This window comes from Vulcanisaeta sp. EB80 (assembly GCF_002078205.2).
Window position 1 is genome coordinate 1 of record NZ_LCWN02000056.1, and the last position, 14994, is coordinate 14994.

The following is a 14994-nucleotide window of genomic DNA, read 5'->3' on the forward strand; positions in this document are numbered from 1 at the left end:
ATCGTAAGATCATCGGATGGGACCAGGACATACAGGGTATACCTGGATGTATCTAGGCGTGAGGTGGATAGTACCGACAATGGCACAGTCCATAGGGGGTACATTGGCTACCCAATAATAACATTCCTGATGATCAAGGGACTACTGCCAATAAATAAGGAGCTAATGGAATCCCTCAAGGGCATTCCCTGGAAGAAACTTAATGAGGAGTATAAGAACTATGCCAAGGTGATGGAAACCGTGATCAGAGATAGGGGTCTCAATGAGGATGCGGTTAATAAGTACATAGACCAAGTCATGGCTGTGCTGAGGAGGATGAACCTAAAACGGGTGCAGAGGTACAATGAGGTGACCGAGGAGTAATTACCCCAACGCCTTAAAGGGACAATTACCCCTATACTCACATACCGAGCATTTACCCGGCGACGGCATTGCCTGCACATCTCTCCGCATTAGCCAGTAATCGAGAGCCCACCTTAATCGTGCCTCTATTGACCTATCAAAACCATCAATGTACATTGTGAAATCCCTAAACCTAACCTTGGCAGGTAACTCAACGGCACTGTTCACATAATCAACAACCGCCGAGTAGATGCTCTTCCGTAAACTCGGCACAACACCAGGATCCCTCTTGGACTTTATTATTACGATAAGGGGATCTCTACCGAGGCCCAGCTTATTAATTAGGTATGCGTACAATTGTGCCTGTACGTTCTCGTTCTCGAAAACCCTGTCCAACCACTTATTACTAGTCTTCAACTCAATAACCGCCTTTGCAATGCCATTTATGAAGAGTACGGCATCGGGTATGCCCACGATCACCACATCGCCAATACCCACCACCAGTGGTAATGTGGCTATCACCACAGGGTTGTTCCTAACGATATTTAGGAATTCCGTTGCATCAACACTCTTGCCCTTAAACACCTCATCGTGAATTACGATGCCGACCTCCATCGATGGTGTTTCGACCTTACCCTCAATGATTGCCATGTGAAGCTTATACTCGCAGAAGAATTGTTGTGCTATCTCGGACACTGTGATGTAGCTCCTGCCGAATCTAAGCATGGCTAACCACGATACAGTTAGAATAAGCAACTATGCAATATAAACCTCTTTTTTATGAATTCATGGGCGAATCATCCCTTAACCGCGATTACGGATATCTCAATCAATGCACCACCCGGCAAATTACTAACCTCAACGGTAATCCTAGCCGGAGGGGACTCCCTGAAGTACTCCGAGTACACCTCATTGAACTCCGAGAATTTACTAAGGTCCTTCAAAGCCACGAAAACCCAGGTCACGTTACTTAACGACAAACCCGCACTTTCTAGAATGGCTTTTATGTTCTCAAGTACCCTACGTGTCTGTTCCCTAATACCACCCTCAACAAGCTTGCCTGTTGCTGGGTCAATGGGTATCTGCCCGCTTACAAAGACCATATCACCAACCCTAACAGCCTGTGAGTACGGCCCTATTGGTTTCGGGGCTTTTTCAGTGAATATTACCGCCTTTGTCACGAACGTTTTAAACGAGGACCTCCTTAAAAGTATTATGGTTTCTCAACCCTAAAGTTGAACCCCAACTCCCCAAGTTTCCTCATGACCTTATCTAAAGCTCCCTCCTCAGGTGGTAACTCCACTATGAATGATACCTCGGCATAACCAGGTGTTATTGTTGGGTCGTATCTCTCGTGAAGGACATCCAGTATATTCACACCCAACTCGCCAAGTACTGTCGTTACCCTACCCAACATACCAGGTCTATCTGGTAATAATCCGCTTATCTTGATAATCCTACCTTCAATAGCGAGGGCTTTACTAATGACCCTGAATAGCAGGTTCATATCTATATTACCACCACTGACGATAGCCACAACATTACCACTCACCCTAACCTTACCGCTAATTAATGCAGCAACTGCAGCGGCACCGGCGCCTTCGGCTATGACTTTAACACTCTCTGCGATCATGAGTATGGCCTTCGCGATCTCCAGGTCATTCACGAGAACTATATCATCAAGCAACTCGCTCATTAATTTAAACGTTAAATCACCAATCCTCTTAACAGCAATGCCATCCGCTATCGTATCAACCCTCTCCGCAGTAATTATGCGCCCGCTCTTAAGGCTCAGGTAAGCACCAGGTGCGCCCTCGCTTTGTACACCTATTACCTTGGTTCTGGGGCTGACGGTCTTTATAACCGAGGCGATCCCCGATATTAATCCACCACCGCCCACAGGCACGACCACATAATCAATATCCTTAAGGTCCTCGAGCACCTCCAAACCAATCGTCCCTTGCCCTGCGATCACATCAAGATCATTGTATGCATGGACATAATAGGCACCTAGCTCCTTAGCGAGCCCCGTGGCGTACTCCTCAGCCTCCGTGTAAGACTCGCCATGAAGCACCACATCAGCCCCATACCTTCTTGTCCTCGCTATCTTTATCCACGGCGTGTACTGTGGCATCACAACAGTAGCCTTAATACCAAGCAGGCTAGCCGAATAGGCAACGCCCTGTGCGTGGTTCCCTGCGGATGCCGTGACCACGTGGTTTACCTTCATATCACGAACAGCATTATTTATAGCGAAATACGCACCCCTCACCTTGAAGGACCCAGTCTTCTGTAAAGATTCGAGCTTAAGCCATACATTGGCGTTGGAAATGACGCTCAAGGTTTCAGACCTCAATAAGGGAGTTCTATGTATTAAACCCCTTGATTGCGCATCCCTTATTACCCTCAACGCCTCCAACGCCCTCTCATAAACATCACGTGCAGACACCATGATTAAAACCAAGACATACCAATGCCCTCATTTTTAAGCCATACTTGTCATAATTGATGGTTACTTAAAAATACATTAAATAAATGCTCAACCCTGAGCACTGGGTGCCAATCTATGGTTAAGTTAAGTAATGATCTATTAAGGAGGGTGGTATTCGCGAACCTTGGTGTTAAGGATGCTGATATCATCATTGGCCCCAGAGTTGGCGAGGATGCAGCCATAGTAAGGGTTGGTGATAAATACCTAGCCATGCACACGGACCCAATAACAGGCGCCATAGAGAACATCGGGTGGTTGGCAATAAACATAGTTGCTAACGACATAGCCGTCAGAGGCATAAAGCCCAGATGGTTCCTACTCACCTTATTACTGCCAAGTAATATTGATGAGGATGGTGTTAGGCAAATAATGGGTGATGCGAATAGGGCACTTATTGAACTAAGAGCTTCACTAATCGGTGGGCATACCGAGTATGCGCCTGGAATTGATAGGATCATTGCATCAACGACAGCGGTTGGTGTTGGTGAACGCTACGTAACCACGTCAGGGGCGAGGGTTGGAGATTTGGTGCTTGTTACGAAGTACGTAGCAATGGAGGGTACGGCAATACTCGCAAGCGACTTCGGGGATTTATTAATCAGCAGGGGCGTGCCGAGGGAGATTATTGATAGGGCTAAGGGTTTCATTAAGTACGTCAGTGTTGTTAAGGAGGCACTTGAGATAGCGGACCTAGCCGATGCGATGCACGACCCAACAGAGGGCGGTTTATTACAGGGGCTCCTGGAGGTTGCTGAGGCAAGCGGGGTTAGGTTGAGGGTCAATGTCGATAATGTGCCAATACTGCCCGAGACAAGGACCGTATTCAACACACTGGGTTTAGACCCGCTCAAATCCCTAAGCTCCGGCATGCTCATTGCAGTAATACCTAGGGAGGCGATAGCGACGGCTCAGGAGAGACTTGAGAGAGCAGGTATTAATTACTCGATAATTGGCGAGGTCGTGGAGGGAGAGCCGGCTGTAGAACTCACGAAGGATGGCAAGACTATTGGTGAGATCTCCGGTTTTATTGAGGATGATGTTATGAGGCTTTGGCATAGAAGGTATGGTCAAGTATGGTAAGCGTTAGGTTCTATATTTAAATTAGGATTAGGTTTAGTGAGGTTGATGGAGGTTTTACCACCGCCAAATTGGAACATAGCCATAGAGAGAGCTAAGTCATCAAACATACCCGCTGTCTACGAAATACTCAAGAGACACCCGTACCTAACTGACCTCGCTAAGGAACTCAGGAAGGCCAAGGAAGAGGTCATAAGGAATTTCGACTACTACATAGATCTAACCAAGAAATCCGTGGAGAGAATTGGAGGTAGGTTCTACCTTGCAGAGAAGCCCGAGGAGGCTAGGGAAATCGTGGGTAAAATAGTCGGGAGCGGCAAAATCATAGTCATGAGCAAGAACAACGTAGCCACAGAAACAGGGTTGAGGCCTTACCTCCAGGGCTTAGGTAATGAGGTTTGGGAAACAGACCTTGGTGAGTTCCTGATTCAAGTCGCTAATGAGGAGCCAAGCCACATACTTGCACCAGCCCTACACATGACCAAGGAGAGGATCGCACAGGTAATGAAGGAGAGACTGGGCATTGACGTCCCACCAGACCCAGTCGCCATAGCCCAAAGGGCCAGGGAATTCCTAAGGGACAAATTCCTAAAGGCGAATATCGGCATCACGGGCGCCAACGCCATAGCAGCCGACATAGGCGCCGTATTGCTCGTGGAGAATGAGGGAAACATAAGAATGACCAGTGTCGTACCCTCAGTCCACATAGTTTATGACGGTATTGAGAAGATCGTGCCCACGCTCTACCACGCAATGATCGAAACCCTTATACAGGCAGCCTACGCCGGGCTATACCCACCAACTTATGTAAACTTAACGGCAGGCCCAAGCAGTACGGCTGATGTCGAGATGTACAGAGTATCACCAGCCCAAGGACCCAGGGAGTTCCACATGGTACTCATAGACAACGGCAGGAAGAGGGCGGCAAAGGACCCAGTACTCTGGGAAATCCTACTATGCATAAGGTGCGGTAGATGCAGCATGCACTGCCCAACGTATTGGGCTGTTGGACCGAGGTTCGGTAAACCACCCTACACAGGACCGATGGGTATTCCATGGACTGCGGTGACTAGGGGTATCATGGAGGCAGGACCAGCCGCAATGCTCTGCACGCACTCGGGGAATTGTAAGGAAGTATGCCCAATGGGCATTAACCTACCTGACCTAATACTTCACGTTAAGAGTGAGTATCTAAAGCAAGTTTTGAAGAAGTAAGGATGGGCTGAGTCGTAAAATTATAACAGGGCTATTATTATTAATATTATCAATATCGCGACAGCCAGCGTAACAAGCAGCATCTCAAGATATGTCCTCAAATAACCCCTCTGTATGGACCTTATGTACCTCGACAAGGCTGTGAAGGCATCAGGTATTACGAAATCAAAGAGTATGTCGAAGCCCTTGTATATGTAGAACGCCACCACCGTAAGTACGTACCCAAAACCCGAGAGAACGACATCCATAAATGCCTGTATGTAATACCTCCTTTCAAAAATCCTGGTTATTAACCCTAGATTACCGACCCTAGGCTTCAAAAGGGCCACCACGAATATCACCCAGAGCACAACACCAATGGCGACAGCAACAGGGTCAACACCAGCACTAAGAAACACACTGGGCACCAACGTGAATGGTACAGCTAACGCAGCCAAGGCTGCCGTACCCGTGATCACGTATGCAGCGACCATAAGTGGGTACCTACCATGCTCCTCATGGGTATGTGGTTTCTCACCCTTTATGAAGTTGAGGGACACAAACCTGGATAGGAAAGCCACATAGGCCAGGCTCGCTAGAAGCATTAGTATGTATGCGCCATAACCAACGACGGTGACGGCTTCCGTAGCCGTCTCATCCATAGCTGCGTGAACCCAATAACCAGCCAATGGGGGCACACCGCCTAACGATATTGCCGCTGCAAGGGCTGCGTAGAACGCAGCCTTCATTCTCTTACCAAACTCCCAATCACCCATGTTAAACCTGGTGTGGGTTTCATGTATTAGGTGACCACTCACTAGGAATAGGGTTGCCTTCGCCAGGGCGTGGATTATTAAGTACGAGAATGCGACCAGAACTGCGAGTGGCACAACGTACATACCCACAGTAACGGTTTGCAAATTAAACGGTATAAACGGTGTTAACGCCGTCACACCCATCATAAAGCCTAGAGATGACATCGTGGAGCCAGCCAGGATGACCTTCCTCTCATCAATCATCATGGCAAACAAAGCACCCAACAACGCGGTCAACAGTCCAATATACACAGTCACTAAATACACAATCTCAACCCCAGCACTACTCAAAACACCAGCCGAGTACAACGACTCCGTCAACCTCATGAATATGTAAACACCCGCGGCAACCATCGTAGCCGAGTGAAGCAACGCCGAAACAGAAGTCGGGCCCGTCATTGCTGTGAGCAACCAATCATTGAAAGGTACCTGGGCGCTCTTCGTGTAAGGCCCTAGCATGAATGCCAATAGGAGAACCACGGTGCCACCGACACCAATCTTCGATATTATATACGCCCAATTAATCGACGTGAACTCAAGGGGTGTTGTGTTTCCTCCTAACGCGCCAAGCACAGCTATGGCTGCTATAGACCCAAGCATTGGTATATCGCCAAACCTAATGGTGGCTATCGCCCTGTAGGCTGCGTAAGATGGTGTTGTCCAGGCGGGCTTATTGAGTATTAACCTCTCGCCAAACCTACCCACGTAGGATAACTCATCATCATCCTTATACCAATGCCCTATCAGAGCCCAGGAGCTAAACCCAAGACCCTCCCATCCTATGAACATGAGTAATAAGTCATTGGAGTAGACGGTTAACAGCATTGAGGCTGCGAAGAGGTTGTAGAAGAACCAGAACCAACCCAACCTATAATCCTCAGCCAGGTAATCAAGGCTGTAAACACCTATTATGAAGGCTAACCAAGCCGTTAGCAACCCCATGTACCTACTCAGGAAATCAACTATGAACGAGACCTCAATCGTAAATCCAGGAACACCATCAACACTAGGTATCACAATCCATGGGGCTGAATAAACGATGGGCTTCATCGGGAATGACATGGCTATGTACGTTGAGGATAAAGCCGCTATACCCAAACCAGCAACCGCGAGGTAAGCCAAAGGTCTAGCCCTACGCGGATCTTGCACGAAAAGCCAATAAACGGCTATCGGCGATGCGAAGAGCACCGGCAATACCGTCATTAATCCCATAAGTGTTGGTAGTAACTGCTCATACATGCCCCATCACCGTACCTATAGCCTTCAATACCGAACTTATTAATGATGTTGATGCAGGTGGGAACAGTAGTATAACGGCGGCTAGGCCCAACACGTATAGGGGCACCACGAACCTGGGGTCAACCTTCACCTTCTCATACTGCCTACGCGGCTGTCCATAGAACACCTCCTTAAGTGCCCAAAAGCCGTAGTAACCAGTCAGTATGAACATGAATGCCAACCCAACAAATGCCCAAAGGGTGTTTAAACTAAAGCCCAGGGTATCAATGAGGCCCAGGAATATGTAGAACTCACCGAGCAGAGCCACCGTGAAAATGCCAGAAAGGCTCATCCAACCCAACAACGCAGCTGCACCAACCGACGGAATATAGGTCTGAAGACCACCCATCTCATCAATATCTGTAACCTCATAATAAGCAATAATCGCACCAGCGGTCATGAACAGAACCGCCTTACCAAACTGGTGCGCAATGAAATGCAGTGTCAATCCAACAATACCGTAAGGACCCACGGCTAGACCAGCCAGTAGATATGCCATGTTCGCAACGGTCGAGTACGCAAGCAACCACTTATAATGATACCTATGCCTAAAGACACCGAGACCCGTCAAGACACCGCCAATGATTGCATAAGCCAGTATTGGGATTCTATAATCCACTATGAAGTACGGCGATACTAAATAAAGCCTCGCGAGTATGTAGGCTGACAAGCCAACAACCGATATTATCAGGGCTGCTACAGGCGTGGGGTGCATGCCGTGCGCCCAGGGTAGCCATACGTGCGGTCCGAAGCTGGGTAATTTGATTAACATCCCTATTAGCATTAGTGCCCAGGCTAGTGGTGGTATGTACTTTATGGTGTATAGGTCCATGGTGTTTGCGTATAGTGCCAGTACGATTGCGCCGACTAGGAATAGTACGCTGGCTATGTGGGTGTATATGAAGTATAGTGTTCCGATCCATTGTCTTGTTTTTCCGAAGCCGTCGTAGCCGTAGAAGTATATAAGTAGGAATGAGGCTATTAGGGAGACTTCTATCCCGATGTACATGAGTATTAGGTTGTAGGCATAAACAATCCACAGCATGGATATTCCACATAGTGTGAATAGGAGGAAGTATATGTTGAATTGTTCAGGTAAACCGAGAACCTTGAACCTATGTTCCATGTAAGGTACGGAGACTATCGAGATTGTTAGGGATATCAGCGCTATTGCGAACCCGAAGGCATTGCTTAAGCCGTCATTTATTAGGTAGATCGTGCCTATGGGCCTGGGTAGTGCGCCTAGGGGTACCAGGTAGTCGGCGCCTATGGCTATGTTGTATAGGGAGTAGGCGATGATTGGTAAGAATGAGGCTGAGGCCAGTGTGGCCGAAACCCTTTTGCCTGTGAATGAGGCTATTATTGCGGCAATTAAGGGTATAGCCAATGAGGCTATTAGTATTGGGTCGCTATGAATGATCATGACTATCACCAACCAGGAACTCCTTTATTGATGGGACTTCACGTATTTGACCTTGGTAATACATTTGTGGCTGTATACTATTCATTAACATACGGCTCCTTACTAAGGATCCATTTTTTAAGTACTACCCACGTCAGTGATGAAGCAGTGTTGAAATAAGGTAGGGTTATACCTGTGGTTTTAGTCTCGATGCAGGTATTTAGGCCGTATATAAATCATAGGAGCCGACCTTTTCCCCGCCCTGGGGGGCGAGACTTGACCGTTATTGTCAATATTCCCTAAACGGTAGAAAAGGTAAGATTATTGGTTAATTAGTTCGAACTCGTACTCACCATAATGCTTAATCAACATTATACCGTGTAGTTTTGCCGTGTTGATTAGTTTCTCAGGCCCCTCCCCCTCAATCGTGTATATTATCATTGGTATTATCGTTTTACCGCTTGGTGCCTGTGCCCTATACTTCTCGATTTTCTCGGCCATGTCCTTTATGTCCCTCGTCCTCAGTGTCGTCTTTATCTCCATTAGTAGTACCTTGTCTTCAGTCTCTACGTAGCCGTCAAATTCGGCTATGTTGTTCACCTTCAATCTCCTCACCCTATCCACGGTTATGCCGTATGTTTCCCTTATCCAGGCTGGTAGGTAATGCCTTATGTTCTGTTCTACAAGCTTGCCCACGGTTCTTGATAAGCCGCCTAGGTCCTTTAATACGCCTTTAACTATCCTTGTTAGGTCTTCATGGCTCTTTCTTAGTCCATGTATTTCTTCCCATATTTTACGTATCTCCTCCCATATCTTGTGATTTTCCTCCCATAGCTTATTGACATCCTCCCTCAATTTCTTTATTTCCTCCCATATTTTTTGATTTTCTTCCCGTAGCTTATGTATTTCTTCCCATATTTTCTGATCCTCTTCCCTTAACTTGCCCATCTCCTCCCATATTTTTTGATTCTCCTCACGCAATTTACGTATCTCCTCCCATATCTTGTGATTTTCTTCCCGTAGTTCACGAATGTCCTCTCTCATTTTTTGCATTTCTTCCCACATCCTATGATTCTCCTCCCATAGCTTTCGTATTTCCTCCCTAAGATCCTCAATTGACTTAGTTAGTTTGTTCACCGAGTCTGTTAGTTGGCTTAGTGCCACGTTTATGTCCATGATTCCTAGTATCCTCAGTACCTCCATTCTGAAGCTCTCATCCTCCCTAAGCAGTCTCAATAGCTCATTCTTGAGGTTGCTCATTATGCCATAATAAGAGGGCTAAACTAATTTAAATACTTATTTTTAAGCGTCGGTATGTCCATGGTGCGTGTCATTGGGCGTTAGGTGGGATGCTTCATTGTGTTGATATGATATTGGTCTTTATTAATTGCGATATTTCATCATCCCCTAGACCCAGTTCCCTGAGTATTTCTATTGTGTGTTCGCCCTTCCTAGGCGCCTTACCGTTGCTTGCTGGTCTCGTGCCATTGATTATGAGTGGGGTTAGAAATTTACCCTTGACGAAGCCTCTAGCCGTTAATTGGGGGTCTTTATCTAGCTCGTCTATCTTATTTATTGGGGCCGCTGGTACGTCATTGTTCCATAGTAGTTTTAGGATTTCTTTGACGCTGTATTTACCGAATTCTGCTGCTAATTCGTTGGTGGTGTTTTTGTCGAGTTTCCTGCTTATTAGGTCTTCCCGCTTGAGTGCCTTGCATAGGTTCATCCAGAACTTGTCCTCTATTGCCCCAATGCTTATATAGCCGTCTCTGCATTTGTATATGTTGTAGAATGGGTACTTCCCGGTCAGTGTTGGTTCGGAGCCCTCGTAGACCATGGCCATGTTCAGCGTGTTGAATAGCATCGCTGCCTCCATCATTGATACCTCCACATAACCTCCCAATCCCCTAATCAACAATCCCAGGATTCCGATTACGCAGAGTAGTGCCGAGCCTACATCAGCAACCTGCACAGTCAACGGCTTTGGGACGTTATCGCCGTAAAGCCCTGGATCGAGCAATCCTGATACACCCGCGCAGTTTATGTCGTGGTTTGGTAGTTGGTTGTATGGTCCGTTGCTTCCATAACCATTTATTGAACAGTAAACAATCCTATTGTTTATTCTCCTCAGGGCTTCATAGTCAATTCCCAATCTGGCAGCCACGCCCGGCCTGAAGCCCTCAACGACAACGTCACTCCTCCTAACCAACTCATAAAATAACTCCCTACCCCTATCACTCTTTAGGTTTATTGCTATGCTCCTCTTCCCTGCGTTCAGCCACTCAAAGAGGAGTGGCGATATTTCTCTAAGGTAATCACCGACCTCTATATCCTCAACCTTAATAACCTCAAAACCAAGGTCAAGTAATAACCTGGTTGCCACACCACCTGGATAAAGTCTCGTTAGGTCGAGAACCCTAACCATACTAAAGGGATATAAGGTGAACCACCTAATTAATAGGTGTGTCCATTGAGTTACCGAAGGTGTTGGTTCAGGAATTGATTAAGAGGGGGCTTGATGAGTCCTTCATAGTCGATATTCTCTCAATGGAGTTAAAGCTAGATCTAAACGATGTGTCCAAGGCTCATGAGGAGTTGGCACTTAGGATGTACAATGAAGGTATTGAGAACCTAAACAAAGGTGATGTAATTCAAGCTAGCGAGAAGTTATATAAGGCTGTTGAAGAGACGATAAAGGCGTTGGCGATTAGGAGGGGCCTGTCCGAAGCTACTGAGGCACTTGAGAGAGGTAGGTGGAGTGTGGTGTTACTTGATAGTGCTGCACAGAAGTTGGGTGATATCGTGTTTAGGGCTTGGGATGCTGCGTATTTCCTTCACGTTAATGGTTTTCATGAGGTCCGGGTAGGTATTGATGCCGTTAAAAGTAGGGTACCGGTGATAAAGGCCGCCCTAGACCTGGTTACTTCTTAACCATGAACCACGTGCCCACACCCAATGCGCACAGTTTATTGTTGACGTCGTACACGTGGGCCTCGGCAACAGCTAAATGTCTACCAGCCCTGATTACTCTACCCTCAACCGTGAATGGACCATTGATTAATGGTTCTAGGAAGTGCACTTTAAGCTCTGTGGTGTATTGGTCAATGCCATCATTCACGGTCATGACGGCCGTGCCCAATACCGTGTCTATTACGGTCATGATGACGCCGCCATGAACCATCCCACCACGCCTGAGTATTTCACGTTTGTACGGGAACCTAGCCTTTACAAAACCGTCGCCAAGCTCCACGAATTCAAGCCCTATGAAGTTAAGTAGTGGTTCGGAACGTAGGTAATCATTCATGATATCAACAACATTTAAATTAGCAGCCCTAGCCTTGAGGAATAAGTCCCTAATGCTCGTGATTTGGCCTACGCTTTTTATTATTTCATCCCACGTAGGCACAATGCTGTGTGTAGAGGGTCATATTTAAACAAGACGCAGCTTACATTTAAATAGTAGTCAATAAGTCTAAATAAACGTTGGAATTACCTGCCCCCTAATTAATACATCGAAATCCTCCCTAAACCTACTAATGGCATAGTCATTCTTATAGACAATAACCTCAGCAGGCCTTAGCCTGCCGTTGTAGTTACTGCTCATTGAGTATACGTAGGCTCCAGCATTTAGTATCACTAAGACATCGCCCTCCTTAATCTTGGGCATTGCCCTATTAACTGCTATTTTATCGGTGTTCTCACATATTGGTCCAACGATATCCACGGTTACGACCTCATCATCACCATCACCGCATTTGATTATTTCATGGTATGCGCCATAGAGCATGGGCCTCAATAACACGTTCATGCCGACATCAACACCGACGTACGTCTTATTGCCCTTTCTCTTGACCTCGGTAACCTTCGTTAGTAGGTAACCAGCATCACCAACAATAAATCTACCGGGTTCGATCCAGAGTTCTCCATGAAAGAAATTCCTTAGGTTTATCAGGGCATTTAAGTCTAGGGGTTTCTCGCCTGGCTTATACGGTATCCCAAAACCACCACCCATGTCAAAATACCTAATATTAATACCAACCTCGCTTTCAATGAAGTTGGCGGCGTTCCTGAGCAATTCCGCAATTTTAAGGAAATAACCTGGATCTAGCACGTTGCTCCCCATCATGGCGTGAATACCAAACTCCGTAACACCCACCTGCTTTGCTAGTCGGTAGGCTTCTACGGCATCATTTAGAAGCATCCCAAATTTACTCTCCTCACCTGCTAAGGTAACGCCTGGGTGAAAACCAACTCCATAACCTAGGTCGATCCTGAAAAACACAAGTTCAGGTTTATAACCAAGGGATAGAGCCCTCTCGAAGGTTCTCCTAGAGTCGAAGTTGAGGGTTACGCCAGCATCAATGCCGTACTTAATATCATCATTAGATAAGTAGGCACCCGTGTATAGGACATCGCTTGGCTTAAACCCGGACTTTAATGCGAGGAAGATTTCGCCAGGCGATGCCACATCAGCGCCAGAGCCTAGCTTTCTTAGGAACGTGAGTATGGCTATGTTTGAATTAGCCTTTATGGAGTAGAGAACCTTTGCGCCCAGGGCTTCCTTAATTGCCCTATAATTCTTCTCGATCTTACCTAAATCATAAACTAGTAACGGCGTTCCAAACTTGCTAGCCAAATCAATAAGGTCTACACCATCACCAACCACGCACTCACTCATATTAATGACAAACCAGGATTATACCCCTATAAATATTGCGGAGCGCCTCATTGGGTTGCCTTAATTATTTTTACGCCAAGTACTTCCTGGAAGAATTTCATTGCCTCAGCCTTCGTAACCCTCTGTTTCCTGCCAACATCGTGCCTAGCCCTCCTCCTATACATAACCCTAAGTCCAGGTCTTGCTAATACCGTAACCACATTCATACCCCAAACACCAACCGCCGGATCGTACTTAGTACCTGGTATCATTATGTGCTCCCTAATTCCAAAGGCCACGTTGCCCCAATCATCAAATGCGCCCTCCCTAAGTGTGAAGTCAACAGTGGCGAGGGCTTTGAGCAGGAACCAGACAGCCTTATTCCTCCTTAGTGTCACGGCAACACCTATGGGTTCGCCCCTCCTGATATTCCAATCCTTAATTGACCTCTTAGCCAACCTATAGCTTGGCTTTTGCTGTGTTAATTCCTCGAGAACCTTGGCAGCCCTTTCCAGGGGTTCACCGCTCTGCCCAACACCTATGTTAACCACAACCTTCTCAATCCTAATGATCCTCATTGGATGGTCCGTTGGTAATACGAATTTCCTCCAATCCACCTGGTCCGGCGTTAATGACTTTAAATCAACCTGTGTTAGGTCTATGGCAGGCATCGATCTCATGCAATACCTTGAGTGTTAATAAAGCTTATGTCCCCACCCATGATTGATGCAGGATCACCGCGTTTTATTAATAAAATAATTAGGTAATGTTGAATATTGGTTGTGAGGATTTTGTTGAGTATATATACATAAATATTGATATATATGGTCTGTACTTTACTAACAAAAGCCCTATTAAGGCTTTGGCTACACGAGACATGATGTCGAGCAAAACACCATTCGAACCAATTGACTGGGCAAAACCAAGAAAGGCACACATAAAGCTGCTCCTAATATCTGGCGCGGGTTTCTTCGCTGATGCATATGACCTATTTGCAATATCAATAGCCCTAGTCTTCCTTAAGCAGGTTTGGTCATTGACATCCGCGGAAATAAGTCTAATAGCTTCGGCAGCACTGTTTGGTGCAACTATAGGGCCCTTCATATTCGGCAGGATAGGCGACATCTTTGGCCGTAAGTACATCTATGGCGTGGAGGCAGCCCTATTGACGGCTGGAGCTGTGATATCTGCCTTCTCAATAAACCCAACAATGCTTTGGATAACCAGGTTCATACTTGGCCTCGGCGTTGGTGGTGATTACCCAATCAGTGCAACGATAATGAGTGAGTACTCACCCGTAAAAAGCCGCGGCTTATTTGTGGCCGGAGTTTTCTCAATGCAGGGTTGGGGTATTGCAACCGCAGCCATATTAGGGTTATCCCTCCTACACCTAAACGTAAACCCAGACCTTGCCTGGAGAATCATACTTGGCGCCGGTGCAATATTCCCAGCTCTAGTCATTTACTTTAGGCGTAGGGTTCATGAAACACCTAGGTTTGAGTACTTCGTTAGGAGGAATATTGAGGGTGTTAAGAAGGCGATGAAGGATGTTTTGAAAACCGAGGTTAATGTGGACACGGAAGTTAATGCTAATGGCAATACTACATTAACCAAGTACATAGCTGCAATATTGGGCACGGCAATATCCTGGTTTGCCATTGACGTACTCTTCTATGGAATCAACGTATTTGGACCCTTCGTAACCGCAGCCATAGGTCTTGCCAAGAACCCACTGGCT

At 46.5% G+C, this 14994-nt stretch carries 15 protein-coding genes; 5 read left to right on the plus strand and 10 right to left on the minus strand.

Going from position 1 to position 14994, the window contains the following annotated elements:
- On the plus strand, positions 1 to 363 hold a 363-nt coding region (locus tag B7L70_RS09285; RefSeq protein ID WP_081227569.1), incomplete at its 5' end, for a hypothetical protein.
- Here B7L70_RS09285 and B7L70_RS09290 read toward each other — a convergent pair.
- The 3 genes from B7L70_RS09290 to ilvA all read right to left on the minus strand — a co-directional run bounded on the left by B7L70_RS09290 (position 364) and on the right by ilvA (position 2794).
- On the minus strand, positions 364 to 1068 hold the full coding sequence (locus B7L70_RS09290) for a PD-(D/E)XK nuclease family protein (RefSeq protein ID WP_081227570.1): 705 nt from the start codon (positions 1066 to 1068) through the stop codon (positions 364 to 366). It abuts the gene before it with no gap.
- A 71-nt stretch (positions 1069 to 1139) separates the two neighbouring features.
- On the minus strand, positions 1140 to 1523 hold the full coding sequence (locus B7L70_RS09295; protein ID WP_081227571.1) for a RidA family protein: 384 nt from the start codon (positions 1521 to 1523) through the stop codon (positions 1140 to 1142).
- 32 nt (positions 1524 to 1555) lie between these two features.
- The gene (ilvA, locus tag B7L70_RS09300; protein ID WP_081227572.1) at positions 1556 to 2794 is read right to left on the minus strand and encodes a threonine ammonia-lyase; all 1239 of its coding nucleotides are present in this window, start codon (positions 2792 to 2794) and stop codon (positions 1556 to 1558) included.
- Positions 2795 to 2908: 114 nt separating this feature from the next.
- Between ilvA and B7L70_RS09305 the strand changes: the two genes are divergently transcribed.
- Positions 2909 to 3913, plus strand: a complete 1005-nt coding sequence (locus tag B7L70_RS09305) for an AIR synthase family protein (protein WP_081227573.1) — start codon at positions 2909 to 2911, stop codon at positions 3911 to 3913.
- Between the two features lie 45 nt (positions 3914 to 3958).
- Positions 3959 to 5125: an LUD domain-containing protein gene (locus tag B7L70_RS09310; protein ID WP_081227574.1), complete on the plus strand. Its 1167-nt coding sequence runs from the start codon at positions 3959 to 3961 to the stop codon at positions 5123 to 5125.
- A gap of 20 nt (positions 5126 to 5145) precedes the next feature.
- Here the strand turns inward: B7L70_RS09310 and B7L70_RS09315 are convergent, their stop codons facing one another.
- The 4 genes from B7L70_RS09315 to B7L70_RS09330 form a co-directional block, all read right to left on the minus strand.
- Positions 5146 to 7158 carry an NADH-quinone oxidoreductase subunit L gene (locus tag B7L70_RS09315; protein WP_081227575.1) on the minus strand — a complete coding sequence of 671 codons (2013 nt, stop codon included), beginning with the start codon at positions 7156 to 7158 and terminating at the stop codon, positions 5146 to 5148.
- On the minus strand, positions 7151 to 8620 hold the full coding sequence (locus B7L70_RS09320; RefSeq protein ID WP_081227576.1) for a complex I subunit 5 family protein: 1470 nt from the start codon (positions 8618 to 8620) through the stop codon (positions 7151 to 7153). Before B7L70_RS09320 ends, B7L70_RS09315 begins: the two co-directional genes overlap by 8 nt.
- A gap of 300 nt (positions 8621 to 8920) precedes the next feature.
- The gene (locus B7L70_RS09325; protein ID WP_081227577.1) at positions 8921 to 9859 is read right to left on the minus strand and encodes a hypothetical protein; all 939 of its coding nucleotides are present in this window, start codon (positions 9857 to 9859) and stop codon (positions 8921 to 8923) included.
- A 94-nt stretch (positions 9860 to 9953) separates the two neighbouring features.
- Complete coding sequence (locus B7L70_RS09330; RefSeq protein WP_081227578.1) at positions 9954 to 11024, minus strand: CaiB/BaiF CoA-transferase family protein; 1071 nt, start codon at positions 11022 to 11024, stop codon at positions 9954 to 9956.
- A gap of 38 nt (positions 11025 to 11062) precedes the next feature.
- Between B7L70_RS09330 and B7L70_RS09335 the strand changes: the two genes are divergently transcribed.
- Positions 11063 to 11530, plus strand: a complete 468-nt coding sequence (locus B7L70_RS09335) for a PaREP1 family protein (RefSeq protein ID WP_369907348.1) — start codon at positions 11063 to 11065, stop codon at positions 11528 to 11530.
- On the opposite strand, the gene B7L70_RS09340 is transcribed toward B7L70_RS09335, so the two are convergent.
- From B7L70_RS09340 to B7L70_RS09350, 3 genes are all read right to left on the minus strand, one after another.
- Positions 11520 to 12005 carry a PaaI family thioesterase gene (locus B7L70_RS09340; protein ID WP_081227579.1) on the minus strand — a complete coding sequence of 162 codons (486 nt, stop codon included), beginning with the start codon at positions 12003 to 12005 and terminating at the stop codon, positions 11520 to 11522. The two genes, B7L70_RS09335 and B7L70_RS09340, sit on opposite strands and share 11 nt — an antisense overlap.
- Positions 12006 to 12071: 66 nt before the next feature.
- Positions 12072 to 13277 (minus strand): diaminopimelate decarboxylase, encoded by a 1206-nt coding sequence (gene lysA, locus B7L70_RS09345; RefSeq protein ID WP_081227580.1) that lies wholly within the window; start codon positions 13275 to 13277, stop codon positions 12072 to 12074.
- 47 nt (positions 13278 to 13324) lie between these two features.
- Entirely contained in the window at positions 13325 to 13927 is a 603-nt protein-coding gene (locus B7L70_RS09350) for a 50S ribosomal protein L5 (RefSeq protein WP_081227581.1), read from the minus strand.
- Positions 13928 to 14136: 209 nt separating this feature from the next.
- Here B7L70_RS09350 and B7L70_RS09355 point away from each other — a divergent pair.
- On the plus strand, positions 14137 to 14994 hold an 858-nt coding region (locus tag B7L70_RS09355), incomplete at its 3' end, for an MFS transporter (protein WP_143701609.1).

What these genes read in the sequence shown, in the direction of transcription:
- B7L70_RS09290 (WP_081227570.1), bottom strand. Translation starts at nt 1,068, where the DNA reads ATGCTTAGATTCGGCAGGAGCTACATCACAGTGTCCGAGATAGCACAA.
- ilvA (WP_081227572.1), bottom strand. Translation starts at nt 2,794, where the DNA reads ATGGTGTCTGCACGTGATGTTTATGAGAGGGCGTTGGAGGCGTTGAGG.
- B7L70_RS09305 (WP_081227573.1), top strand. Translation starts at nt 2,909, where the DNA reads ATGGTTAAGTTAAGTAATGATCTATTAAGGAGGGTGGTATTCGCGAAC.
- B7L70_RS09310 (WP_081227574.1), top strand. Translation starts at nt 3,959, where the DNA reads ATGGAGGTTTTACCACCGCCAAATTGGAACATAGCCATAGAGAGAGCT.
- B7L70_RS09315 (WP_081227575.1), bottom strand. Translation starts at nt 7,158, where the DNA reads ATGTATGAGCAGTTACTACCAACACTTATGGGATTAATGACGGTATTG.
- B7L70_RS09320 (WP_081227576.1), bottom strand. Translation starts at nt 8,620, where the DNA reads ATGATCATTCATAGCGACCCAATACTAATAGCCTCATTGGCTATACCC.
- B7L70_RS09325 (WP_081227577.1), bottom strand. Translation starts at nt 9,859, where the DNA reads ATGAGCAACCTCAAGAATGAGCTATTGAGACTGCTTAGGGAGGATGAG.
- B7L70_RS09330 (WP_081227578.1), bottom strand. Translation starts at nt 11,024, where the DNA reads ATGGTTAGGGTTCTCGACCTAACGAGACTTTATCCAGGTGGTGTGGCA.
- lysA (WP_081227580.1), bottom strand. Translation starts at nt 13,277, where the DNA reads ATGAGTGAGTGCGTGGTTGGTGATGGTGTAGACCTTATTGATTTGGCT.
- B7L70_RS09350 (WP_081227581.1), bottom strand. Translation starts at nt 13,927, where the DNA reads ATGCCTGCCATAGACCTAACACAGGTTGATTTAAAGTCATTAACGCCG.